Consider the following 24,224-nt stretch of genomic DNA (forward strand, 5'->3'; position numbering starts at 1 on the left):
CACAACGGTATGCTAAGAACAAAAATGCCGTTCACTCTTAAGTGAACGGCATTACCGCCTCGTGCGGTCTTTTTTGTATTTAGTCTCTTTCCCCTTTTATTTCTAACTTTAGAAACACGCTAACCTTCTGAACCAATATCACTCCCTATACATTATTCCGTACGTATTGATGTGCAACTTGTGGCTATTCATTGAATTCACTCCTACACTTAAGTGTTTAATAAATAAGCCGCTAATTCATAGACGACAAAGTGGCAAGGCTCAATACGTCAGAAGGCTACTATATGGATATACTCGCCCGATCGCGCTACCTCATCGTTGATGACAGCAGCGTCATTCAAAGTGCTACCCGCGCACTACTTATCAAGTTAGGCGTGCCTAACAACAATGTGATTAGCGCATCCAATGCACAAAATGCGATTGAGGCTTGTCGCGCACATCGATTCGACATCTTATTAATTGACCACGATTTAGGCTCAGGAAGCAATGGCTTGCAGTTGCTTGAGTTCTTGCAGCAAAAAGAATTAATCAGGCCACAAACGATCGTCTTTATCGTCACTGGCAATGACAGCCAAGATACCTTCTTTGGTTATGCTAACTTAGAACCTGATGGTTATTTGATTAAGCCAATACGTGCAGATGACATCATAAAAAGAGTCACATCCGCACTATCTCGGCAGCAATACTTTTCGACATTAGAGCAGGCCTTTTTAAAGAATGGCCTCAATGCGGTAAAGCCACTCTTTGGCAAAGCCCCTGACCCGTCGACACTGAAAGATGCCATTATTTATATGGCGAATATTCTGATAAAAAACCAACAACTCGATGACGCACAAGCCATGTTGAATGGGCTATTGCAGCTCCATGATTACCTACCCGCTAAAGTTAAGCTCATTGAAATACATATCCTCAAGCAGCACTATCACGACGCACTCCGTCAAATCGATGGTCTAATAGAAAACAACCCTCGCAATATCAAACTTCAGCAACTTAAGGTCAAGATCTGTCTCAATACCAGTGATTTCGAATCCGCGAGCGAACTGATTGACCAAGTACTCACCGTGAACAGCAGTAATATTGAGTTAACCAACACCATGGTCTGGCTGCAGTTGCTAGATAAAAATGTCACACAAGCGACCCAACATCTCAAATCTCTCGCACAACTCATTCCACACTCAATTTGGGATTCTACAGGTAAGCGAGCACTCATCTTATGGGCGGATAGTTTGGCGCTCACCCACGAAGAACTAACACTTTGGAAACCTGAAGCGACTTGGCAGAGGCTTTCTCACTCTGAAAAGTCTTACGCATTGAGCAAGCCGCTTCTAAAGCTTTGTCGTACCTTACAACTGATTCAACTCGAACAACATGAGGTTGCGACAGAGTGCATTGAGAGTATTTCGATAAACGAGTTTTCAGGCAATGATGTCGACGCGTTCTTCTTGTTGGCGCTCTGTTATCAAGCCTTAGGATTACAAGACAAAGTCGTTCAAATAAAGCGCCAAATTGACGTTCATTTAAAAGCGGATCACACGAACCTTGCTCTACTTCAACGTATGGCATTGCAGCAAGCTGATAATTTTTCACTCCCCACACTAACTAAAGCCCCTTTGGCTGCCGTTAGTTAAGCATGGCGATACTCTAAAATCAGCAAGCAAACGACAGGATGTCTTTATGCAAAACAGCGCTTCAAAAACGAAAACGTGGTGTGTCGCCTTTTTATTGAGTTGTCTTTCACTGTTGATGTGGCCACTGCTCACCTTTGCCGAAAACACCCCACCAGGGAACACATCACCCGCTAGCTCCTTAGCAAGCAAAACAGAGAACTCATCGAGTGACCAAGTCATATTGCGGGTTGGTCTCCCTTCTTACGACATGGTCCCCTACAGCTATCAACATAAGACTCCCTCAGGCAACACTGTTTCTGAAGGGCTACTCATCAGTATGTTGGATCAGGTAGCGGTAAATGCAGGTTTCCAATATCAGATTAAGTTGTATTCAACATTTAGTGATGTACTGAGTGCATTCGAAATAGGTGAATTAGATCTGCTAGTCGGTGTCTCTTCGACCAAGGAGCGCCATAATTACATGACTTTTAGTGAGCCTATGTTTTCCATAAGACGAGCGGTGATTACCCAAAATAGAAAAATAAACGATTTAGGTGCGTTGGCAACCGCCAACCTAGCATTGGAGAAAGGGTTTGCGCTCAATGATCTTCTTCCTAGCCTGCTTCCTGATAGTCAAATTACAACATTAGACAGTACGCAAGCGGCATTCACGGCAATTCAGGAGGATAGCGTGGATGCGTACATTGGCGATGCGCTTGCACTTTCTGCGTTATTACGAGAACAGCCTCGAGACTCACTCACACTATCAGTTCTTCCTGACCTTCCAGCTGACCACTTGCACTTCGCGGTCAAAAAAGGAAAGCACAGATTGCTTAGCCGAATCAATTTCGCTTTACAGGACATTAAGGAAGGCTCACTGCAATCTATTTATAATCAATGGCTTGCTCCGTCGCAACATTCGATGCTGCTGAACTATGGAACATTGAATTTAACCCAAGATGAAAAGAACTGGCTCGACAGCAACCCTTCCATCCCCGTAGGCACACACTCCAATTGGTACCCTTACGACTTTACCAATGAGCAACAGCAACACTCAGGCTTATCTGCTGACATCTTAAACCTAATAGGTAATGTGCTTGGCGTGTCATTCGAAAGTACCACTTACCTAACACCAGAAGCGGCCGAGGTCGCGTTCAATAATGGTGAGACAATGGTGCTAACCAACATCACACCAACCACAGATAAAGCCCGATACATGGACTTCACTCAAGCTTACAGTTTTGAACCTTGGGTGTTATTGAGTCGCTCTGATCGCTTAGGCAACTTTGCGCCAAGTGGCACCGAAGCTGTTGGTGTGATTGAAAATTCTGGAGGCTCAACAGTTCTGCCTTCTCTCTGCCTTACTTGCCTAGCCGTCCCTTACATCAATCACGTCAGCGCTTTCCAAGCATTACAGAAAGACGAAATCAGTTTTGCGCTTGCTTCACTTCATCATGCTGCACCTTTATTGCATCAAGACTATGTAGGGCAATTCAAAATCACTGGCACCATTAATGAGCAAAACAGCGCACCACTAGCTCTCGCAGTGAACTTCCGCCATCCCATGCTGTTGAGTATTCTCAACAAAACCATTGGAGCACTGCCTGCCAATGAATTAGAGCGCTTGGAAAGCAAATGGTTAACCTATGAATACCAAGAAGGCTTATCACCACGCGAAGTCGCTAAATGGTCGGTGATCATCGGGCTTGGAATCTTTGTGGTCATTTTCGTGATCGTATTTTGGAACCGAAAAATGGCGGCTGAAATCGAGCAGCGAAAGATCGCCGAGCAGAGAGCAAAAGCAGCAGAAGCCCATTTGCAAACGCTGGCCGACAACATTGATGGGGTCGTGCTTAAACATATTCAAACGCACCCTCGACAGCCTTTAGATATCCGGTTTAGCTTTGTCAGTGCAGGTGTAAGCGATATGTTCGGCTTACCCGTGGATAACGTAAAAGAGCACCCTCAACACCTGTTTAATCTGATCTCAGAGGATGACTTGCCCCAGTTTGAAACCAGTATGCTCGAAGCTATTGAAACCGGGCATTGGGAAAATGAACAGCGAATGCAGTTAGAATCAGGTCAAACTAAATGGGTGAAATTTAATAGCCAAGTATCGAACAGCAAAACCATTGAGTGGAATACGGTGATAACAGACATCACCCTACTAAAAAAACAACAGCAAGCTTTAGACAACGCACGCCAAAAAGCAGAAAGTGCAACGGCTGCAAAGTCGCAATTCTTAGCGACCATTAGCCACGAGGTTCGCACCCCGATTAGTGGGATCTTAGGGCTGTTGGAATTAATGCAGGAACATCAGCTGAGTGAAGAGTTACTGAACTTACACGGTGGATTGAATCAGTCAGCTCGGAACTTACTGCACATCGTTAATGACGTACTCGATTACTCCAAGATTGAAGCAGGAAAACTGGATCTTAACCCGACCGAAATTGAGCTTGGCAAAGTACTCGCCCGTATCGTGCAACCGCAATCCATTCATGCACAGCAAAAAGGCTTAGCCTTCCACTATTGGCAAGACCCAAACCTCGCTCAGTGGCTGTTTGCAGACGATATACGACTCCATCAGATTCTAAACAATTTCCTTAATAATGCGATTAAGTTCACCGAACATGGCACTATTTCATTGCATATTGATGTGATTGAACAGAACGAACATCAGCAGAAAGTTAGCCTCACGGTTTCCGACACGGGCATCGGCATCCCGAAAGACAGGCAACAAAGCTTATTCCAACCTTTTGAACAAGTCGACAAAACCACTAGCCGCCGTTTTGGTGGCACAGGGCTTGGACTGTCTATCGCTTTGAAATTGATAGAACAGATGGATGGCAACATAGATCTGTCGAGTGAAGAAGGAAAAGGCAGCCGCTTTACGGTTACCGTTACCCTCCCAACTTGTACCCCTGAACATGCAGTAAGTAACGCTTTGGCTCTACGACAAACGCTGATTTGCCCTTCAGAGGGTGAGAACCCTGTTGAGCTAGATGTCGGTAATCACTCAAACGAGGTATACGTTGTTGGCTACGTTCTTCAGCAAGAAGAGCTGTGTCGATATTTGAAACACTTCGATCTTGAACCCAAGGTTCTGCACATTAATCAAAAGCACTTGCTCAAAGAGATGGTCGTCAAACATCAGCCAAAACATATCTTTGTCGCGATGTCGGTTTGGCAACAACTGGCGATTAGCGATGCTTGGATTCAGCAGCATACGGGTTCAACACGCTTCACCGTAATCAACCAAAACCCAATGCTCTCACCAGAACCTTTAGGTAACTCTTGGTGCTTGTCGGTAAATCCGCTGCTGCCCGATAACCTTGTTCATGTTTTAACGAAACCCGTCAGTCACAACAATCTACTCTCATCATTAGACAACGAAACCAAAGCGCCTATCGCCATCGAGACTCGCGAACAAGCCGAGCGTAATAGCCGACTGATTCTTGTTGCGGAAGACCACCCGATCAATCAGCAAGTCATCGCCAAGCAGCTTGAGAGTATTGGTGTCCACGCTGATATTTTCGATAACGGAGTGCTAGCGCTGAATGCTTTAAAAAATAAACGTTATGGTTTGCTTCTCACCGATTGCCATATGCCGGAGATGGACGGTTACACGCTTGCCTCAAGCATTCGTCAGATAGAACAACGCAATGAAGAACTAAATCAAGAAACTCAAAAGTTGCCTATCGTCGCGTTGACGGCGAATGCGGTTCAGGGTGAAGATGCCAACTGTTATGCACACGGCATGGATGATTTCCTAGTTAAACCTGTTTCCATTAAGCAAATGAAGCTGACCATTGAAAAATGGCTACCCGCAATCCACGATTTAGATCCGACGCATGAAACCGATATTTCTGATGCAGAAAAGCCAGACTCGCAAAATCAGGACACAAGCTCTTCGTCAAACACTTTACCGGCAGCTCAAGAAACCAATGAGTTTTCGATGCTGTTCCAAGGTATTGAACAGAGCTTTGCGGAATCGGCAGAAAATAACAACTCAGAGACAATCGAAGATGTTGACCCCACTGTCCCTCAAGATTCACCCAACGAGACCAATAGCCCCATCATCGACTACACCGCACTCTACGATCTATTTGAAGATCACGATGTGGTGATGACCTTACTCGACGAGTTTGCCGCAAGTTTTATTGCAGATAATGAACAGATAAAAGCGCAGTGGGCTAATAAGGAATATAAGGGACTAAAAACCACATCACACCGACTCAAAGGTGCCGCTAAAATGGTGGCATGTGACGCGATTGCTTCTCCGATCGCAATCATTGAAGCACAAGCAAACGGCCTAGTAACCGAAGCCACAGACTTAGATCAAGTCGAATCAGAAATTGAAGCATCAATCTCGGAAGCAACTAACACATTCGAACGGTTTACAGAGGAGATAAACCAACTACGTCAGACAAAAGAAAAGGCTTACTCTTATGAGTAAGCCTTAGAGGTTATTGCGTCAATACAGACAGCTCTCGCTGGATTATACAGCGGGAGCGTTATTCACTAGAATTTCGCGAATAGACTTGAGCGTCGCTTCAGTTGAATGGTAATCCAATTCAACTTCGCTAAAGATACCGTTTACCTCAAGCATTAAGGTTGGGTAAGAATGCACACCCATCGCTTCTTTAAAACCTAACTGGTCATCTAACTCGCTTTCCAATAGCTTACTAGAAAGGTCATTTTCAAACTGTTGTACATTCATCCCTAGCTCTTGAGCTAACTGCAAATGCGTTTCTTGGCTATGAGGCAGCATAGCACGAAGGTAGTAAGCGTGTTGGATCGCTTCAAGCATTGCTTCGTAGTGATCTTGAAAGCCAGCAGCGATCACTGCACGACACGCTGGGTAAGTGCTGCGAACTGGTTGGCATTCAGTCCAAAACTCATGATTAAATTCCGTACCCAGCTTAGCTTCAATCTGCTTCCAAATCGCTTGAAGCTTGCCTTTCATCTCTTCTGACATCGGCTCTTCAGAATCCGGAGCCAAACCACCGACTACGTAGCTAAACTCAATGCTCGCTGGCAATTGTTGTTTTAATAACTCAAGCGTTGGCTTGTAGCCCCAACACCAGCTGCACATTGGATCATGCACATAATGAAGTTTTACGTTCATTGTTCATTCCTTATCGAGTCTTTGTTGAACCATTCAAACGAAAAAAGGAGCCTAATTAAGGCCCCTTCCATTCAATATTTAAGCACCAAGGCCTAAAGCTTACTCAGCGTCGTCGCCAGCTACTTTAGCAGCGGCTTCTTTAACGATTGGCTGAAGCTCACCCTTTTGGAACATCTCAAGAATGATATCACAACCACCGATTAACTCACCTTCAACCCAAAGTTGTGGGAACGTTGGCCATTGTGCGTAAGCTGGAAGCTCTGCACGGATATCAGGGTTTTGTAGGATATCTACGTAAGCAAATTTTTCACCACATGCCATTAGCGCTTGAGACGCTTGAGAAGAGAAACCACAGCTAGGTAGCTTAGGAGAACCTTTCATGTACAGTAGAATAGTGTTTTCTTCAATTTGCTGTTTGATTTTATCGATAGTTTCCATTGCTTCCTCGTTAATGGATTACGGCTTTCATTGCCTTTATTCTACCCCAAACCAAAAGAATAAAAACCATATAAAAAAAGAGGTTAACCAGTTAAGCTAACAATTCACACAAAAGTGATGAATTAAGCTTTTAATAAAGTAAAAACTTGCTAAACTATATCGCAAGTCAGCAAATTGACCGTGGTTGGCAATATAGCGAGCCATGAATAATAATATCACTGGAAGCAATCGAAAGAGTTAACTCTTTCATATCAATGGAGAATTGAGCAATGGCATTTGAACTACCGGCTCTTCCTTACGCGAAAGACGCGCTAGAACCACACATCTCAGCAGAAACGCTAGATTTCCACCACGGTAAGCACCACAACACTTACGTTGTTAAGCTAAACGGTCTTATCCCAGGTACTGAGTTTGAAGGCAAAACACTAGAAGAAATCGTTAAGACTTCTACTGGTGGTGTTTTCAATAACGCTGCTCAAATCTGGAACCACACGTTCTACTGGCACTGTCTTGCTCCTAAAGCAGGCGGCGAACCAACAGGCGCGGTTGCAGAAGCGATCAACGCTGCATTCGGTTCTTTCGAAGAATTCAAAGCGAAATTCACTGATTCAGCAATCAACAACTTCGGTTCTTCTTGGACTTGGTTAGTTAAGAAAGCTGACGGTTCTCTAGACATCGTTAACACTTCTAACGCTGCGACTCCTCTAACAGAAGAAGGTGTTACTCCACTTCTAACTGTTGACCTATGGGAACACGCTTACTACATCGATTTCCGCAATGTTCGCCCTGACTACATGGCTGCATTCTGGAACCTAGTAAACTGGTCTTTCGTAGAAGAGAACCTAGCTAAGTAATTATTACTTACGCTGCGCTATTTATAGCAAGTTATCTATTGAAAGCTCATGCCTCGGCGTGAGCTTTTTTGTATCTGTCGTATTCTAATCAATGCGAACATTGCGAAACGAACTAGCAGATCGAGCCTACTTTTCAACCTATTCTTACCTTTCTCAATCGCCCTACATAAATTCGTTATTTGCCTGTAATTTAACTCTAAAGTTTGCCAACTCCATGCCGTTAAAGGTGTATCCAATGAGAGGCAGCATGCAAATACATACTTTAGACAAAGCAGGAATCATCAACGAACTGAAGTTCGGCATCGGGATCAGCCAAGCGGTTGAGCAAGGTCGCCGTGCAGATTTTGCGTTGCTGTTGTCTATGTTTTCTAATGATGTTCGCGACTGTACTCCCATCGACACCATTGACGTCACTGAAACGACTGAAGATCGCTTACGTAAGCAATTTGGCGTAGCAGAACCGCAACAACTGCGTTCAAACCAATCGTCGTATGAAATTTCAGCGCAACAATCGAATCACTTTCATCAAGCTAGCCTTGCCAGCGCCAAGCTAAGCCACTACTTGAAGCCTGAAGCACTTGCTTTCATGCCAGAAGATACAGCCGACTTCCCCGAAGAGGTTTACCAAAACCTTTCTGGTCATGACCGGCGTAAACTGGCAAGTAAACAGTTACCTGATTTACCAAATGCGACGCTCTACAACGAGCTGTCGACAGCTCAACGTCAATATCAGATTCAGGCGCAAGTATAGCCGCTGCCTAGCCGTCCTCTTTCTCACTCAATATTCACGACTATTCTTTGTTCGATCTTGCTTTTTGAATGATTGATGTAGGCAATATGAACCATCACCTTTGGTCATCATAAAAACCGGAGATGTCGGTTAACACTTGAAGTTACTGCAAAATGTGACCTGCCACAAAGTTCATAAAAAGTTATCAATGGGTACACCTTAGTTTGAGCCAATTCACACACGCTGTATGAAATTTAACCCATCCTTATCCAACATGGACGATTTGCTTAGGTACTGGGATGGAAATAAAAAGCTCAATTATATTGGTAACATCTGCCGGCTCGCGATTGGGAGGAACGATTGCGAATCACTTTGTTAACCTTGGAGCCACTGTCATCCTTTGTGATAAAGACGCAAAAGCACTTCAGGCGACTTATTTACAATGTGCCCGCTTCTCCGACTCTGTTTACCATTACACGCTCGAAGGGAATGACAGCCAAGCTATCCTCAGCGTATTTGATTTTATTCAAGCCACCTTTAACACTACACCCGATGTTCTGGTCAACAATTGGATAAGTTCCCCAATGCCTAGTCTAATTGGCGATCAGCCTGTCAGTAGCTTTATCAATGATCTGTCTGCTATGGCATCGACCCTTTTCGCATTTGGGCAAATCAGTGCAGAGAGGTTACGAGAGCAAGACAAAGAAGGCGTAATTGTGAATGTGATATCTCACGATGACTTTCATGATGTGTCAGGCTTAGAGAGCGCAAACTCCATGATTACCGGCTTTACCCATAGCTGGGCGAAAGAACTGACGCCATTTGGTATTCGAGTCGGCGGTGTTGTCCCTGCCGTTCACAACTCCGAAGGCAAGCTCAATGGGTGTCACTGGGCACAACTGCAAGACGAACTGACCAGAACAACGGAATACATTGTATCTAATGATTACTTTAGCGGACGGGTTGTAGCTGCAGAGGTGTAAGCGTCTGCGGAGGTGTAAATGGATAATAAAAAATAAACCTATTTCAATTCACATAAAAAAAGCCCCAACCTTTCGGTTGGGGCTTTGAATTTCCCGATAGATAAGAATCGTGCTAGCGAAAACCTATCTCAAACTAATGCTTACTTATTATGCGTTAGCTTTTTCTTTTTTAGCTTTTTGTGCTGCTTTTTCTTCAGCTGGCTTTTGGTCAGCTTTCTTCAAAATTACAGTCGTACCTTCAAAAGTTTCACCTTCAACGTATGCTTTACCGAAGTAAGACGTTGTTAGAACTTCTTTAAGCTCAGTGATTAGAGGGTAACGTGGGTTAGCACCTGTACACTGGTCATCGAACGCTTCAACAGCTAGCTCGTCTAGTTTAGCGATGAAGTCAGACTCGTTAACACCCGCAGCCTGGATAGACAGTGGGATGTCTAGGTCAACTTTAAGCTCTTCTAACCAAGTCAGTAGACGTTCAATCTTCTGCGCAGTACGGTCACCAGCTTGGCTTAGGCCTAGGTGGTCAGCAACTTCAGCATAACGACGACGTGCTTGTGGGCGGTCGTACTGAGAGAATGCAGTCTGCTTAGTTGGGTTATCGTTCGCGTTGTAACGTACAACGTTTGAGATAAGTAGTGCGTTTGCAAGACCGTGTGGTAGGTGGAACTCAGCACCAATTTTGTGAGCCATTGAGTGACATACACCTAGGAATGCGTTCGCAAAGGCAATACCAGCAATCGTTGCAGCGTTGTGTACTTTCTCACGAGCGATTGGGTCTGCTGAACCGTTTTTGTAGCTTGATGGTAGGTATTCTTTAAGCATCTTAAGAGCTTGTAGAGCTTGACCATCTGAGTATTCGTTCGCAAGAACTGATACGTAAGCTTCAAGAGCGTGAGTTACTGCATCGTAACCACCGAACGCTGTTAGAGACTTAGGCATGTTCATTACTAGGTTAGCATCAACAACAGCCATGTTTGGCGTGATTTCGTAATCCGCTAGTGGGTACTTAGCACCTGTTTTGTCGTCAGTAACAACCGCGAATGGCGTAACTTCAGAACCCGTACCTGAAGTAGTAGTGATACATACTAGCTCAGCTTTTTTACCCATTTTAGGGAACTTGTAGATACGTTTACGGATATCCATAAAGCGCATTGCTAGTTCTTCGAAGTGAGTTTCTGGGTGCTCGTACATAACCCACATGATCTTAGCAGCATCCATTGGAGAACCGCCACCTAGAGCAAGGATTACGTCAGGTTGGAAGCTCTTCATTGCTTCAGCGCCTTTCTCAACAACAGACAGTGTTGGATCCGCTTCTACATCGAAGAATACTTGAACTTCAATACCTTGCGCTTTCAGAATTTGTACTACATCGTCTGCGTAACCGTTGTTGAATAGGAAACGGTCCGTTACTAGGAATGCGCGTTTCTTACCTTCTAGGTCGCTCATAGCGATTGGAAGGCTGCCACGACGGAAGTAGATAGACTTAGGTAGTTTGTGCCACAACATATTTTCAGCTCGCTTCGCTACAGTTTTCTTGTTGATAAGGTGCTTAGGACCTACGTTCTCAGAGATAGAGTTACCACCCCATGAACCACAACCAAGAGTTAGAGAAGGTGCAACGTTAAAGTTGTACAGGTCACCGATACCACCGTGAGTAGTCGGGATGTTGATTAGGATACGAGCCGTCTTCATCTTGTCACCGAAGTAACGGATGCGATCTGCGTTTACGTCTTGGTTAGTGTAAAGACCAGATGTGTGACCGATACCACCGATTTCAACCATAGTTACTGCTTGAGCAACAGCGTCTTCGAAATCGTCTGCGCGGAATAGACCTAGAGTTGGAGACAGTTTCTCGTGAGCAAATTCGTCATCGTAAGAAACTTTACCAAGGCCTTCACCTACAAGTACTTTTGTATCAGCAGGAACTTTAACACCCGCCATTTCAGCGATTGCTGGAGCAGGTTGACCTACGATTTTAGCGTTTAGGTTGCCGTCGATAAGAAGAACTTTACGTACTTTATCTGCGTCAGCTTTAGATAAAACGTGAGCTTTGTGAGAAGCAAAACGCTCTTTAACTTCGTCATATACTTCGCTAACTACGATTGCAGCTTGCTCAGAAGCACATACAACACCATTATCGAATGTTTTAGACATAAGGATAGATGCTACTGCACGTTTGATGTCAGCTGTTTCATCGATAACTACAGGAACGTTACCAGCACCAACACCGATAGCAGGCTTACCAGAAGAATATGCTGCTTTAACCATGCCTGGACCACCAGTAGCAAGGATAAGTGCGATACCGTCGTGCTTCATCAGCGCGTTAGAAAGCTCTACAGATGGTTGGTCGATCCAACCGATGATGTCTTTTGGTGCACCCGCTGCTACAGCTGCGTCTAGAACAAGCTTCGCTGCGTCGTTAGTTGAGTTCTTTGCACGTGGGTGTGGCGAGAAGATGATGCCGTTACGTGTTTTAAGAGAGATTAGAGATTTGAAGATCGCTGTAGAAGTTGGGTTCGTTGTTGGAACGATACCACAGATGATACCTACAGGCTCAGCGATAGTCATTGTGCCTAGGCTTTCATCTTCATCAAGAATGCCACATGTTTTTTCGTCTTTGTATTTGTTGTAGATAAATTCAGATGCAAAGTGGTTTTTGATAACCTTATCTTCAACAATACCCATTCCAGATTCAGCAACTGCTTGTTGTGCAAGTGGGATACGAGCGTGGTTAGCAGCAAGAGAAGCTGCGCGGAAGATTGCGTCTACTTTCTCTTGAGAGAATGTTGCAAACTCTTCTTGTGCTGCTTTAACGCGTGCTACTAGAGCATCAAGTTCCGCTAAGTTAGTTACAGGCATGGTGGATCTCCTAAAATAATAAATATTAAAAACTTTTTATTAATTTCGCTGCTTGCTTTTAACCTCAAACAACAACGTTCTTAGTAAATTGCTTTCAGGACTGAGTATATTATTTCACAGTGTGAAAAAAATTGACCCAGATCAGTTACCCAAAAAGAATTAACCAAAAAGTAGTAAGGCAATCGCAAAAACATGCTTAAGATGATGATTTATATAGATTAAAATCACATTTTTCGTCAGTTCAAAAAACAAGCAAACAGACAAACTTTTTCTACATAGAGTCATAAACTGTAAAAAAGTTTCATTTTTAGTCAGTTAAATTACATGTATACAGCCATATTCGTGCTACTGAGAGTATATCCATACCGTTGCACGGGCTAGATTTTGACATAATTTTTATTAAATTCGTGCGGCAGTTAACAGTTACTCGATAATAAATTACAAAATGAAACACTAACAACCAACTCGCAACACCGCCAATACAAAAGTGATATTCAATTAGTTTTTCTAAAAATAATCCCCTATTTCAGGTTAGTTTTTTTCATTCGTGCAAATCCGATTTGTCCCTTACATTACGCGCTCAGACTATTCACCGAATCAAACCTTCAACCTTAAAATTCGCTAACTGGAGATCGCTCTCATGCAAGGCTTAGAACTCGCAATTTTTATGCAATTCTTCCTTGGGCTTGTTGCTGCCGTAAACCCAATCGGCATCATGCCTGTTTTTGTTTCTCTTACTGCACATATGCCACCAGAAGAGAGGAACAGGACCGCATTACAAGCCAACATTGCTGTTGCCGTTATCCTGATTGTGTCGCTTGTCGCGGGGCAAATGCTGCTTGATATGTTTAGCATCTCGCTGGATTCATTTCGTGTTGCAGGTGGTTTGCTATTACTGAGCATCGCATTTTCGATGATGAGCGGTAAGCTCGGTGAAGATAAGCAGAATAAACAAGAGAAATCTGAATACATCAGCAAGGAGCAAATCGGTGTTGTTCCTTTGGCGATGCCGTTAATGGCGGGCCCAGGTGCAATCAGCTCGACCATTGTTTACGGATCTCGTTACCCTGCTGCTATTGATACGGTCGGCATCGGTATTAGTATCATTGCGTTTGCAACCTGCTCTTGGCTCTTGTTCCGTTCAGCACCAGTTATCGTTCGCTTTTTAGGTCAAACGGGTATCAACGTGATCACGCGTATCATGGGCTTGATTCTTGGCGCATTGGGCATCGAGTTCATCGCCAATGGCCTACGTAATTTGTTCCCAGGTTTGGCATAACGTTTAACGGTAATCCGTTACTCTATAAAGGGCAACAATATTGCAATATAGATGAGGCGAGTAAAGCAATTGGGCTTTCACTCGCCTCGTTATTATGAAGCTTGTATAATGACTGTTAATGCATTTAACAAAAGATGAATCTCTCCTTATGTCACGCAAGCCCCTCAAGCATCATTTGTACGTCATTATCTTTGGTACTCACACGCCAGCCGGACGTGCATTTGATATTTCTCTGATCGTTGCAATCTTGGCTTCGCTATTGGTTCTGATCTTAGAGTCCATCCCTAATGTCATGACCGAATGGTCACAGCAGCTGCGTTATATTGAATACACTTTTATTGCTCTCTTCACTCTTGAGTATTTGTTAAGGCTCTATTGTTCTCCGAAACCAAAATCTTATGCCACCAGCTTTTATGGTGTCGTGGACCTATTGGCGATTCTTCCGACCTACTTAGCGATCATCTTCCCAGGCGCTTCATTTATGGGTGTGGTAAGGCTGCTGCGTGTGATGCGTATCTTCCGAATCCTAAAACTGGTTCGCTACCTGCAAGATTCAAACATTCTGTTACGTTCACTTTTAATGGCAAGACGAAAGATACTGATCTTTTTCAGCACAGTTGGCATCTTAGTTGTTATCTTCGGCGCGCTTATCTTTGTTATTGAAGGGCCAGAAAATGGCTTTACAAGTATTCCCCACAGTATTTATTGGGCAATCGTAACCATTACGACGGTTGGCTACGGTGACATGATCCCTCAAACCGCGTTAGGGAAAGCGATCGCTTCTCTGACCATGCTATTGGGTTACTCTATTTTAGCGGTACCGACAGGGATTATTACTGCAGAGCTCAGCAATGAGATGAACTCGCACAAAGAGTTGGTAAAGTGTCCGAACTGTAACCGCGCCGGCCATGATTCGGATGCTATGTATTGCAAACACTGTGCGAGTGAATTGGCAGACCCCGACAAGCGTGTCGTTACAGAAGAGAAATAAAAGCAGACTCGAGATGCGAAGAGGTTTAAGGGCAGTTTCGAGGGCCGAATAACGAGATATCAATAAACTAAAAAGGGTTGACGTTTATCGTCAACCCTTTCGGTTTATCAGCTAATAGAATTTAAGCAATCTTGCCGATTACGCTTTCTCCGCAAGGATAATGCGCAGAGTACGGCGTAGTGGTTCTGCAGCACCCCAAAGTAGTTGGTCACCTACCGTGAACGCATTCAGGAAATCGTTACCCATCGACATCTTACGCAGACGACCGACTGGTACAGACATTGTGCCTGTTACTTTCGCTGGTGTTAGCTCCTGCGCAGTGATGTCTCGGTCATTAGGAATCACTTTAACCCAATCATTGTGCGTCGCGATGATCTCTTCGATCTCGTCCATAGGCACATCTTGCTTAAGCTTAATCGTTAGTGCTTGAGCGTGACAACGCATTGCACCGATTCGAACACAAGTACCATCGATAGGAATTGGCTGACCATCTAGGCCAAGAATCTTGTTCGCTTCAACGCTGGCTTTCCACTCTTCTTTGCTTTGACCGTTTTCACGCTTCACATCGATCCAAGGAATCAGTGAGCCCGCAAGCGGAGCACCGAACTGATCGGTTGGAAATGAAGATGAACGAATGGTATCAGCGACTTTCTTATCGATATCTAGAATTGAACTTGAAGGGTTCGCTAACTCAGAACTTACGCTGTCGTTGATCACACCCATTTGTGAGATCAGTTCACGCATGTTCTTAGCGCCCGCACCTGAAGCGGCTTGGTAAGTCATGGCACTCATCCACTCAACCATGCCTTTCTCGTATAGACCACCCAAAGCCATAAGCATTAAGCTCACAGTACAGTTACCGCCTACGAAAGTGTTAGTCCCGCCGTGGATGCCTTGTTGGATTTGAGCCAAGTTAACAGGATCAAGAGTGATGATTGAATCCGCGTCCATACGTAAGGTAGAAGCTGCATCAATCCAGTAGCCTTTCCAACCTGCTTGACGCAGTGCTGGGTATACTTTTGAGGTGTAGTCTCCGCCTTGACAGGTAATCACCGCATCAAGCTGTTTTAGGCTATCAATATCAAAAGCGTCTTGAAGTAGACCCGCATCTTTACCACCCAAAACAGGGGCAGGAATACCAATCTGAGACGTACTGTAATAAACCGGTTCAATCAAGTCGAAATCTTTCTCTTCAACCATACGTTGCATCAATACAGAACCAACCATACCGCGCCAACCAACTAGACCTACTCTCATCGCTCACTCTCCATGTATAAATTAAAAATTGCTCTCCCCCATCTATAAGTTTTTCAGAAACAGAACTCAAGTGCTTTTTGTCAAAAAGTGTAACTTTTTCGTTTCTTTTAAGTGAACGCAATGAATCGTGCAGTTATCCCTGTATCGACATTTAATATCCACCTCATTGATAAAACGCCCATTATCCTCAAATTCAAACATTTGCATCGCCAAAGCAGCTTAATCCTACTCGCGTCACAAACAGTAAATCCCTCTTTTTAATCAATACTATCCAGAATAATACTTCACAAAACGAAAACAACGTGCGACAAGTTTCAACATGTAACAACCATGAATTTAACAACATTTCAGATAATGAAACCATGATTAACTGCATTAGCAGTCAAATATCACAACTTGGACGTATTTTTTCGATATAATAAACTAATTACTGTAGTGTCCGTTTTGCACCACACACCATAACGAAGCACTATAAATTCTCGAAATCACAAGAGGCTTTTATGAAGCAGAGTAAAACTCGCCTACCGAACCTATTGCAGGTATTCATCGCGTTAGGATTATTTCTATCCCTTGCTTTTTCCTTTACTGCAAAGCTTGACCTTCCAATTCAACTTGCCTTGTATATTGGCTGGTTCATTATCATGGTTCTCGGTATTCGCCTTGGCCACGAATACAAAGACTTAGAAAAAGCGGCACTCAAAGGAATATCCAATGGCTTAGGCGCGGTTTTAATACTTTTAGCCGTTGGCGCTCTTGTTGGTACTTGGATCTCAGGCGGGATCGTACCTACTATCATTTACTATGGTCTGAAAGCAATCCACCCTTCTATCTTCCTTTTAGCGACCATGATTATCTGTTCTCTAACCGCATTGGCAACTGGTACTTCTTGGGGCGCCGCGGGTACAGCAGGTATCGCGATGATGGGTATTGGCCAAGGCCTAGGTGTTCCAGCACCGATTACTGCAGGTGCAGTGCTGTCAGGTTGTTACTTCGGCGACAAGATGTCTCCACTTTCTGATTCAGTGATTCTGGCTTCTTCAATGTCTGGTGTTGAAGTGGTTGAGCACATCAAGGGCATGCTGCCAGTTGCGTTAATCAGCTACGTGATTACTGGCATCATGTTTACTGCGTTTGGTTTTCACTACGCAGGTAACGTTGACATGAGCCAAGTAGATTCTGTCATTAAAGCAATGGAAGTTCAGTTCTACATCACGCCTTACTCATTTGTCCCAGTACTGATCGTGCTTGGTCTGTTGGCTTTCCGCATGCCTTCATTCCCGGTAATCAGCTTCGGTTCTCTGCTAGGTATTATCTGGGCAGTCATGATCCAAGATATCGATTTCCTAACGGCATTCAATACTGCTTGGGCACCGTTCTCTATCTCCTCTGGCGTAGAGTTTATTGACTCGATTCTTAACCGTGGCGGCATGTCTTCAATGCTTGGTTCGGTAGCGGTAATTGTGTTTGGTTTAGGTTTTGGTGGCTTACTGGATAAAGTGGGCGTATTAGAGACGATTGCTAAGGTGTTCGAGCGCCGAGTAAATAGCGCAGGCTCTCTAGCAACAAGCACGATCGGCACGGCCTTCATGGGTAACGTATTCGGTTCTGCAATGTACGTATCGTTAATCCTAACGCCAAAAATCTGTGCGAAAAACTACGACCGTTTAGGTTACCAACGTAAAAATCTATCTCGTAACGCTGAGTTCGGTGGCACGTTAACTTCAGGCATGGTTCCTTGGAGTGACAACGGCATCTACATGGCAAGTATTCTTGGTGTCGCAACGCTCTCTTACGCTCCGTTCATGTGGTTGAGCTTCATCTGTATCCTCGTGACTATCGTAACGTCTTACATGGGTTGGTTCGTTGATAAATGTGAACCAACAGCACCAGCGCTTGAAACTGAAGAAGCCGCTGAACTGAGCAAGCAACAAGCTTAAGCTAATGTTTTGATACTTTAATGCTTTAGTGCGTAAGCACAAAAATGTTGATGATATAAATGCAAAAAGAGCGCTCTAGAGCGCTCTTTTTTGATCTACTTAATTACTGAATTTATTTGCTAGCGGTTCGTTTACCCAACCAATAACCGATGCCTAACGGTGCAAAGAACACCACCAAGATAAACAGGATGAAGTAGATAATCACACCTTTGATTAAGTCCATCAGTTTATCAATCGCGAGTACCACCACCTCTTGAGAGACGCGATCAAGATCTTGTGTAAACAGTTCCCTTTCAGAAGTCACAATGCCTGCAATTTCAATACGCTCTTTCGCAATCATCGCGACCAGAGCTTCTCTCTCTCGTGTCACCATTTTTTCTAACGCTACACGTTCTTCAGTGAGCATCGCCAATTTTTGATCTGTCTTATCACTTAGGTCGTTGAGCAGAGGCTGTATTTCTGTCGACATAATAGAAGCCAATGTTTGCATGTACTCAGGGTTATTCTCAATGAAGTCCTGCATGCTTGCTGATGTTTGACGAAGGCTTTCCAGCGTCATCGATAGGTCTTCACCCGTTAGCGAGCTATTCATCGCCACCAACTCAGCTTTCCACGTCATCAATTTCGGTGTTTGGTCAGCCATTAGGCTTAAGCGGTCTGATGCATCGCTCATGGCTTCTGGCATAGTACCTAGGCTCTGAACGATTTGAGATTCGTCTTTACCCAGATAAGCCAGCCATTCGCGATAAGCAGGCGTACTTCTGAAGGTAAGATCTTTAAAAGGATTGCTCGCGGCGAACTCTGCGACGAATGCTTTGCTGCTCTTGAAATCACTCGAGCTCAATACAACCTTTGCCAGTTTCTCTGCTTCTTGGTCAAGAGAACGAGCAGTCTCTACCGCATTATCCGTCACGAACAGATCCGCGCCATCGCCTTGGCTATAAAACTGATTCATTTGGGCTGTGAAAACCCATGAGTCAATTAATGCTGACATTGGGGAAGTTTGGTACGCCGCTTGTTGTAAGCCCTGCTCAGCATGGATCTTCCAAAGCAACACATAAGATTGATGTAAGGTGTCATCAGCAGGGTAAGATTGCGCAATGAGATCGGCCGAGTCTTCTACTCGTGTAAAAAACATCTTGGCGTATTCACGCGTCATGATCCGAGCCTGTAACTCTTGCTGAGTAAGAGGCGTCGTTTGACTATCTAGCTTAACTTCCAAGAGAGAACAACCACTTAGCACAATGCTAAGCACCAACACTATCCAATTTCGACTCGAAACTCGTGACATATAAACCTCTAACAAAGACTAAGGGCGCGGATTGTAGGAGCGCTTCGTCAGAGTATTGTCAAAAAACCTGTAAAAGTTAACGTTGGGTATTTAAATAGTCATGAGCAGAATCTACAGAGGCTTTTATCGCCATCTCTAGTTCGGCTAAATCGTGCTCGCTGATGGCTCTGGACTGCTTCATTGTCATTTCAATAGTCGCTGCAATGATCGCTAGTCGAGACGCTTTGATGCTGCCAGCCACACCTTTTAAGCTGTGCACAATGCGAGCAGCAGAGGTTTCATCCTTGGTGAGCAGAGATTTGAATCTGGTATAGTCATCTGCGTGATCTTCGACAAAGACCCCTAGCAACAATTCAACAGACTCGGTATCGCCATCAAGAGTCTCTAGCATCTCTTCAATATCAATCGCTGGCTTTGAATCCGTAACACTGGCAATGTGCTTCTCTGGCTCTTGCACCTGTTCTGGTGTTCGCTGAGTTGGGGGTTGCTGAATAGAGTTTTGCTGAACCGGAACTTGTGGAATAGGTTCTTGCAAAATCGGTTCTTGTGAAATAGCTTGCGGGCTTGTCGTGCAAGCACTCTGCTGAAGTTGAGCCTCTTCCTGACTTGAATCGATGACTGGTTCCGGTCTGAGTTCTTGGTCTACTTCTTTCATCGATTTTTGGGACCTAACGCTCCACAACAGTAACGCAATCATTGCCACTAAGCTTAAACCTAGCATGATCAATAATAGGTTGTATTGACGATCATGGAACTCAGCTTCAAGTTTAATGATCTGTTCGTTTACTGAATTCTTCTTAATTTTATCGACTAAATAATTGAGCTGAGCGTAATCACTCAGCAATGCTGAAGCATCAGCCAGTAATTGTTGGAGTGCATCTTGCTCTTCGGATTTTAATGAATAAGATTTTTCAAGAATAGAATCAAAGGCGCGATAAGTTGCTGATGAACTTTGGTTATCGGAATACATCGCTTCAAAAACGACGACACCAAATTCGTTGAGTAGCGGCTTTAACTTAGGGGAAAGTTCAGTATCTGTGCGTAACACTTTGATGTTATCGACGATATCTTGCACCTGACTTTCTATCGGAATGAATTCATCAAATTTTTCTAAAAATTGATCGGCAACGTAAAGCAGTTGGTTCACATCAGGACGAAACAAGGCGTGTTGGAAATCAGATTCTATCTGCAGTCGGATCGAATAAACCAATTGAGCATCGAGTGCTAAATCATTAATGCGAGAGACTCGCAGCGGCTCAGAGAAATAAAGCGATTGCCTCAATTCATTAACGCGAATACCGAGTTCTTCAATTTGAGCGAGCGAGTGAGAGTAAGAACGGCTTAGATTAAGGAGAGCCAGTGAAGGAAGTAGCCACAGAGCCAAGAGTGCAACCAAAAAAGTTGCGGGTCTTTTAAAGCGATTGGGCTTTGCTACTGATTGTTCCATCGATATTCCTTGTTCATGCGAACTCTAAACCATTATGTTGCTAAACATAAACAAGCGACAACAACCGGCTGTCGCTTGCGACCTAATAACTTCGGACTATGACTTATTGCGAGTCAGTTGATCACGTAAGTTCGGTGGCGTCCCTTTAATGGTTAGCGTGTCTGTCTCTGGATCGTAGAAGATACGCTCACCTAAAAGCAGACTATCAAAACTAACATTCAAACCGCCACCAGCACCAACAAATTTTGTTAGTTTACGCATAGTTGCGCGGTCTGCTGGGAAGCTGTCTTCTAACTCGTAGCCTTGCTCACTAGTATAGTCAAAGAAGCTTGTACCATCTGTGCTTGCTGGCAATTCTCCAGAAAGTTCACGAACTTGAACTTCATCACCCGCTTTAAGCTGTTCGTTACAGTAATCCGCAACTTGTTTTTTATAGCTGATCGCTTCTTCTTTCTCTAACTTAGAGTCAGAAACAAAGTCTTCTACCGCTTGCATCAATACTTGGTTTTGCTGCTTAGCATCCAAGCCTACTTCTGCTTGAAGGAAGTCTAAGAAGAAGTCAGCGACTTTACGACCAACGCGCCCTTTAATATAAGTAAGGTAACGGTTTGACTCTTTGTCTGTGTCGTATGTTGAAAGATCAAGGCGCGCAACAATATCCATCTTCGAGATATCCAGGTAATCCGTCGCACTAATATCTAGCCCTTCGGTCACTTTCAAACTTTGGTTAGAAGGCAGTAGTCCGATGAAAAGGTAGTCTGTCGCAAGTGATTGATATTCAGCCAGTACCAAAGTGCCTTCATCAGCAAAAGGATACTTTGAAAGCTCATCTTTTAGACGTAGCGCACTTTTTTGAGAGAAATCATAAAAACTTTGTTCTCCAGATCGAAATTCATGCAACGACTGCTGGAATTCGCTGTCGGATTTGAAAGAACCAAATCCTTTACCTGCTTTTGAATTAAAAACTCGGTGAAGTTCCGCGACTAGGTTTTCAGATGCAGTATCGTTTTCTAGAGATTCAGCACGATAGTTAACAATCAGCTCTTCCTGATCGTTCTTGCTTAGCTGGTGTAAAATTACGTTGGAAAGGTGAAGGCTCATAGTGAAAATATTACCGTTCAGGTTTCAGTTGTTGTGCATAGTAGGTTATCATAAGCCGCTTTTACTATCATTATTAGAGTCCTTATGCCGATTATATCTAAATACACAGATGATCAAGTTGAAAAAATCCTAGCTGAAGTAGGTGCTGTACTGACTAAGCACAAAGCTTCACCTGAGCTTTCATTGATGATCGCTGGAAATATCGCAACCAATGTCTTAAATCAGAACGTTGCTGCTTCACAACGCAAAGGAATTGCTGAAAAATTTGCCGAAGCTTTAATTTCTTCTCTTGAAGATAAAAAGTCTCACTAAGTTTGATTGACGGAAAAAGAATTATAAATGGTAGACAGCGCAAACTCATATAGCGATCGTGTATCTCGACTGGTAGGTTGGGGCCACTGGTTTGCATTTTTCAACATCATTGCTGCGATGTTGATTGGTACTCGTTATATTACTCAATCTGCTTGGCCGGAAACCCTATTGGGTCAATTCTATTTGGCTGCATCATGGGTTGGTCATTTTGGATTTTTGGTGTTCGCGCTCTATCTATTAGTGCTGTTCCCACTCACTTTTATTCTTCCGTCGAGGAAGTTATTACGTTTGGTTGCCGTTATCTTCGCAACCATAGGTTTAACTGTCCTACTGATTGATACTCAAACGTATCAAAATATAAACCTCCACCTGACACCTGTCGTGTGGGAGGTTTTATTCAGTGGAGAGGAGTCTGCACTCACTTCTGATTTGCAGCACCTCTTCATTGTAATGCCACTAATCTTCTTATTGCAGCTAGGTCTGTCTGAGTGGGTTTGGCGTAAGCAACGTAAACTGTCTCATAAACACATTGGCCGTCCTATTACTGCCGTCTTCTTCTTGTGTTTCATCAGCAGCCACTTGACCTACATGTGGGCTGATGCGTATTTCTACAACCCAATTACAAGCCAGAAAGCGAATTTCCCACTGTCTTATCCTATGACAGCAAAAAGCTTTATGGAAAAGCATGGTCTATTAGACCGTGAAGAGTATTTACAGCGTTTAGAAGCGAACCAAGAGAACGTAAACTTAGTTAGCTATCCGCTAGAAAAAATTCAATACAACCGCCGTAGTGCTGATCTTAATATTCTGCTTGTGAGTGTGAATAATCTTCGCGCCGATGCACTCAATAGCACTGCAATGCCAAGCAGCTATGCCTATGCACAACAATCGATCAACTTCACCAATCACTACAGTTCAAGTAACGACATGTTTGGTATTTTCGGATTGTTCTATGGCCTTCCTAGCAGCTACGCAAGCAGCATCAAAGCACAAGGTTCGAGCGCAGTACTGCTCGATGTGCTAGATCATCACAATTATACACTTGCCGCTTTTAGCGGTGATGACTTTGACGACGCCCTTTACCCGGAAGTCATCTTCCGAGGCCGTGATGCGCTCCCAGAGCAAGCAACAGATGATGACCAAAGCGCAATACAAGCTTGGTCTGAATGGCTTCAATCACCACAAGCAAAAAGCCCTTGGTTTAACTTTATTGAACTAACAACGCTCGATAACTTCTCTAGTTACGAAACAGATGTAACGTTGACTACCGCTGAACGTTTTACTGCAGACTACCAAAAATCGACTCAAGCGGCTGATGTTCAGTTGGCGAAAATCTTCGCAGAGTTGGATCGCTTAGATCTTCAAGACAACACTGTGGTTATCGTTACCTCTAACCACGGTACTGAATTTAACGAGACGAAAACCAACAGTTGGGGCGCAAACTCCAATTACAGTCGTTACCAACTACAAGTGCCTCTGTTCATCAAATGGCCAGGTAAGTCAGCATCTGAATATACTCACCGTTCTAGTCACCTAGATGTGTCAGTCACGCTAATGCAAGAACTATTAGGTGTATCTTCGAACCCTACAGATTTCAGTAGTGGCCGTAGCCTGTTTGATGAGCGTAAAAGAAAATGGATTCTTGCAGGAGACTCACGTGAACTTGCTCTTGTTACTGACCAACAAACAACGGTGTTAGATAAGTTTGGTAACTACAAATTGTACGATCAGAATTACAAACGTCTGAAAGATGTAAGCCCTCGCTTGCCAGTGTTGATGCAAGGCCTTACTGAGTTACAGCGGTTCTATACCAAAAATGACTAAATGATCATCAAAAAGAAAAGGGAAGCCAATGGCTTCCCTTTTTTATTGCCGTGAATGATTAGAAAACAAGCAACAAAACAAAATTATGAAAATTAAGGGTTTACAAGATCCTCTGCCCCTTATATTATTCACGCCACTGGAGGGATGGCTGAGTGGTCGAAAGCACCGGTCTTGAAAACCGGCAACCGT

Annotated in this window: 16 protein-coding genes and 2 pseudogenes; 10 read left to right on the forward strand and 8 right to left on the reverse strand. The window is 43.9% G+C overall.

The features are described 5' to 3' along the window. The first annotated feature begins 284 nt into the window (after positions 1-284). Complete coding sequence (locus AB6C75_RS18185; RefSeq protein WP_372108554.1) at positions 285-1,628, forward strand: response regulator; 1,344 nt, start codon at positions 285-287, stop codon at positions 1,626-1,628. A gap of 46 nt (positions 1,629-1,674) precedes the next feature. Further along, complete coding sequence (locus tag AB6C75_RS18190; RefSeq protein ID WP_372108556.1) at positions 1,675-6,063, forward strand: transporter substrate-binding domain-containing protein; 4,389 nt, start codon at positions 1,675-1,677, stop codon at positions 6,061-6,063. Between the two features lie 42 nt (positions 6,064-6,105). Here the strand turns inward: AB6C75_RS18190 and AB6C75_RS18195 are convergent, their stop codons facing one another. Beyond that, entirely contained in the window at positions 6,106-6,735 is a 630-nt protein-coding gene (locus tag AB6C75_RS18195; RefSeq protein WP_009848714.1) for a DsbA family protein, read from the reverse strand. 99 nt (positions 6,736-6,834) lie between these two features. Then, positions 6,835-7,173: a Grx4 family monothiol glutaredoxin gene (locus AB6C75_RS18200; RefSeq protein ID WP_009848715.1), complete on the reverse strand. Its 339-nt coding sequence runs from the start codon at positions 7,171-7,173 to the stop codon at positions 6,835-6,837. A 269-nt stretch (positions 7,174-7,442) separates the two neighbouring features. Here AB6C75_RS18200 and sodB point away from each other — a divergent pair, with 269 nt between their 5' ends. The 3 genes from sodB to AB6C75_RS18215 all read left to right on the forward strand — a co-directional run bounded on the left by sodB (position 7,443) and on the right by AB6C75_RS18215 (position 9,740). Beyond that, positions 7,443-8,027, forward strand: coding sequence for a superoxide dismutase [Fe] (sodB, locus tag AB6C75_RS18205; RefSeq protein WP_004734050.1), 585 nt, complete (start codon positions 7,443-7,445; stop codon positions 8,025-8,027). 247 nt (positions 8,028-8,274) lie between these two features. Next, positions 8,275-8,778 (forward strand): VC2046/SO_2500 family protein, encoded by a 504-nt coding sequence (locus tag AB6C75_RS18210; RefSeq protein WP_269146599.1) that lies wholly within the window; start codon positions 8,275-8,277, stop codon positions 8,776-8,778. Between the two features lie 278 nt (positions 8,779-9,056). Then, positions 9,057-9,740 (forward strand): SDR family oxidoreductase, encoded by a 684-nt coding sequence (locus AB6C75_RS18215; RefSeq protein WP_017099967.1) that lies wholly within the window; start codon positions 9,057-9,059, stop codon positions 9,738-9,740. Between the two features lie 147 nt (positions 9,741-9,887). Here AB6C75_RS18215 and adhE read toward each other — a convergent pair whose 3' ends face one another. Further along, a complete protein-coding gene (gene adhE, locus AB6C75_RS18220; RefSeq protein ID WP_372108559.1) occupies positions 9,888-12,596 on the reverse strand; it encodes a bifunctional acetaldehyde-CoA/alcohol dehydrogenase in 2,709 nt (902 codons plus the stop codon). A gap of 640 nt (positions 12,597-13,236) precedes the next feature. Between adhE and AB6C75_RS18225 the strand changes: the two genes are divergently transcribed. Together AB6C75_RS18225 and AB6C75_RS18230 are read left to right on the forward strand one after the other, a co-directional pair. Continuing rightward, positions 13,237-13,875 carry a YchE family NAAT transporter gene (locus AB6C75_RS18225; RefSeq protein WP_004734056.1) on the forward strand — a complete coding sequence of 213 codons (639 nt, stop codon included), beginning with the start codon at positions 13,237-13,239 and terminating at the stop codon, positions 13,873-13,875. A 148-nt stretch (positions 13,876-14,023) separates the two neighbouring features. Then, entirely contained in the window at positions 14,024-14,866 is an 843-nt protein-coding gene (locus AB6C75_RS18230) for an ion transporter (protein WP_372108561.1), read from the forward strand. Between the two features lie 138 nt (positions 14,867-15,004). On the opposite strand, the gene asd is transcribed toward AB6C75_RS18230, so the two are convergent. Continuing rightward, entirely contained in the window at positions 15,005-16,123 is a 1,119-nt protein-coding gene (gene asd / locus AB6C75_RS18235; protein ID WP_372108563.1) for an aspartate-semialdehyde dehydrogenase, read from the reverse strand. A gap of 458 nt (positions 16,124-16,581) precedes the next feature. On the opposite strand from asd, the gene nhaC reads away from it, so the two are divergent. Next, on the forward strand, positions 16,582-18,060 hold the full coding sequence (gene nhaC / locus AB6C75_RS18240; protein WP_372108569.1) for a Na+/H+ antiporter NhaC: 1,479 nt from the start codon (positions 16,582-16,584) through the stop codon (positions 18,058-18,060). Positions 18,061-18,172: 112 nt separating this feature from the next. Here nhaC and AB6C75_RS18245 read toward each other — a convergent pair whose 3' ends face one another. The 4 genes and pseudogenes from AB6C75_RS18245 to yejK all read right to left on the reverse strand — a co-directional run bounded on the left by AB6C75_RS18245 (position 18,173) and on the right by yejK (position 21,899). Then, positions 18,173-19,351 (reverse strand): chemotaxis protein, encoded by a 1,179-nt coding sequence (locus AB6C75_RS18245; protein ID WP_372108565.1) that lies wholly within the window; start codon positions 19,349-19,351, stop codon positions 18,173-18,175. Positions 19,352-19,427: 76 nt separating this feature from the next. Next, positions 19,428-19,799 (reverse strand): annotated as a pseudogene (locus tag AB6C75_RS18250) (Hpt domain-containing protein); the annotation flags it as partial. Positions 19,800-20,011: 212 nt separating this feature from the next. Next, positions 20,012-20,798 (reverse strand): annotated as a pseudogene (locus AB6C75_RS18255) (Hpt domain-containing protein); the annotation flags it as partial. Positions 20,799-20,894: 96 nt separating this feature from the next. Beyond that, the gene (yejK, locus tag AB6C75_RS18260) at positions 20,895-21,899 is read right to left on the reverse strand and encodes a nucleoid-associated protein YejK (protein ID WP_372100639.1); all 1,005 of its coding nucleotides are present in this window, start codon (positions 21,897-21,899) and stop codon (positions 20,895-20,897) included. Between the two features lie 84 nt (positions 21,900-21,983). Between yejK and AB6C75_RS18265 the strand changes: the two genes are divergently transcribed. Together AB6C75_RS18265 and AB6C75_RS18270 are read left to right on the forward strand one after the other, a co-directional pair. Continuing rightward, positions 21,984-22,211 (forward strand): YejL family protein, encoded by a 228-nt coding sequence (locus AB6C75_RS18265; protein ID WP_004734063.1) that lies wholly within the window; start codon positions 21,984-21,986, stop codon positions 22,209-22,211. A 27-nt stretch (positions 22,212-22,238) separates the two neighbouring features. Next, the gene (locus tag AB6C75_RS18270; protein ID WP_372108567.1) at positions 22,239-24,035 is read left to right on the forward strand and encodes a DUF3413 domain-containing protein; all 1,797 of its coding nucleotides are present in this window, start codon (positions 22,239-22,241) and stop codon (positions 24,033-24,035) included. The last annotated feature ends 189 nt before the right edge of the window (positions 24,036-24,224 follow it).

Origin of the sequence: Vibrio sp. 10N.237.312.B06 (assembly GCF_041464685.1) — a bacterium.
GTDB classification, from domain to species: domain Bacteria; phylum Pseudomonadota; class Gammaproteobacteria; order Enterobacterales; family Vibrionaceae; genus Vibrio; species Vibrio tasmaniensis_A.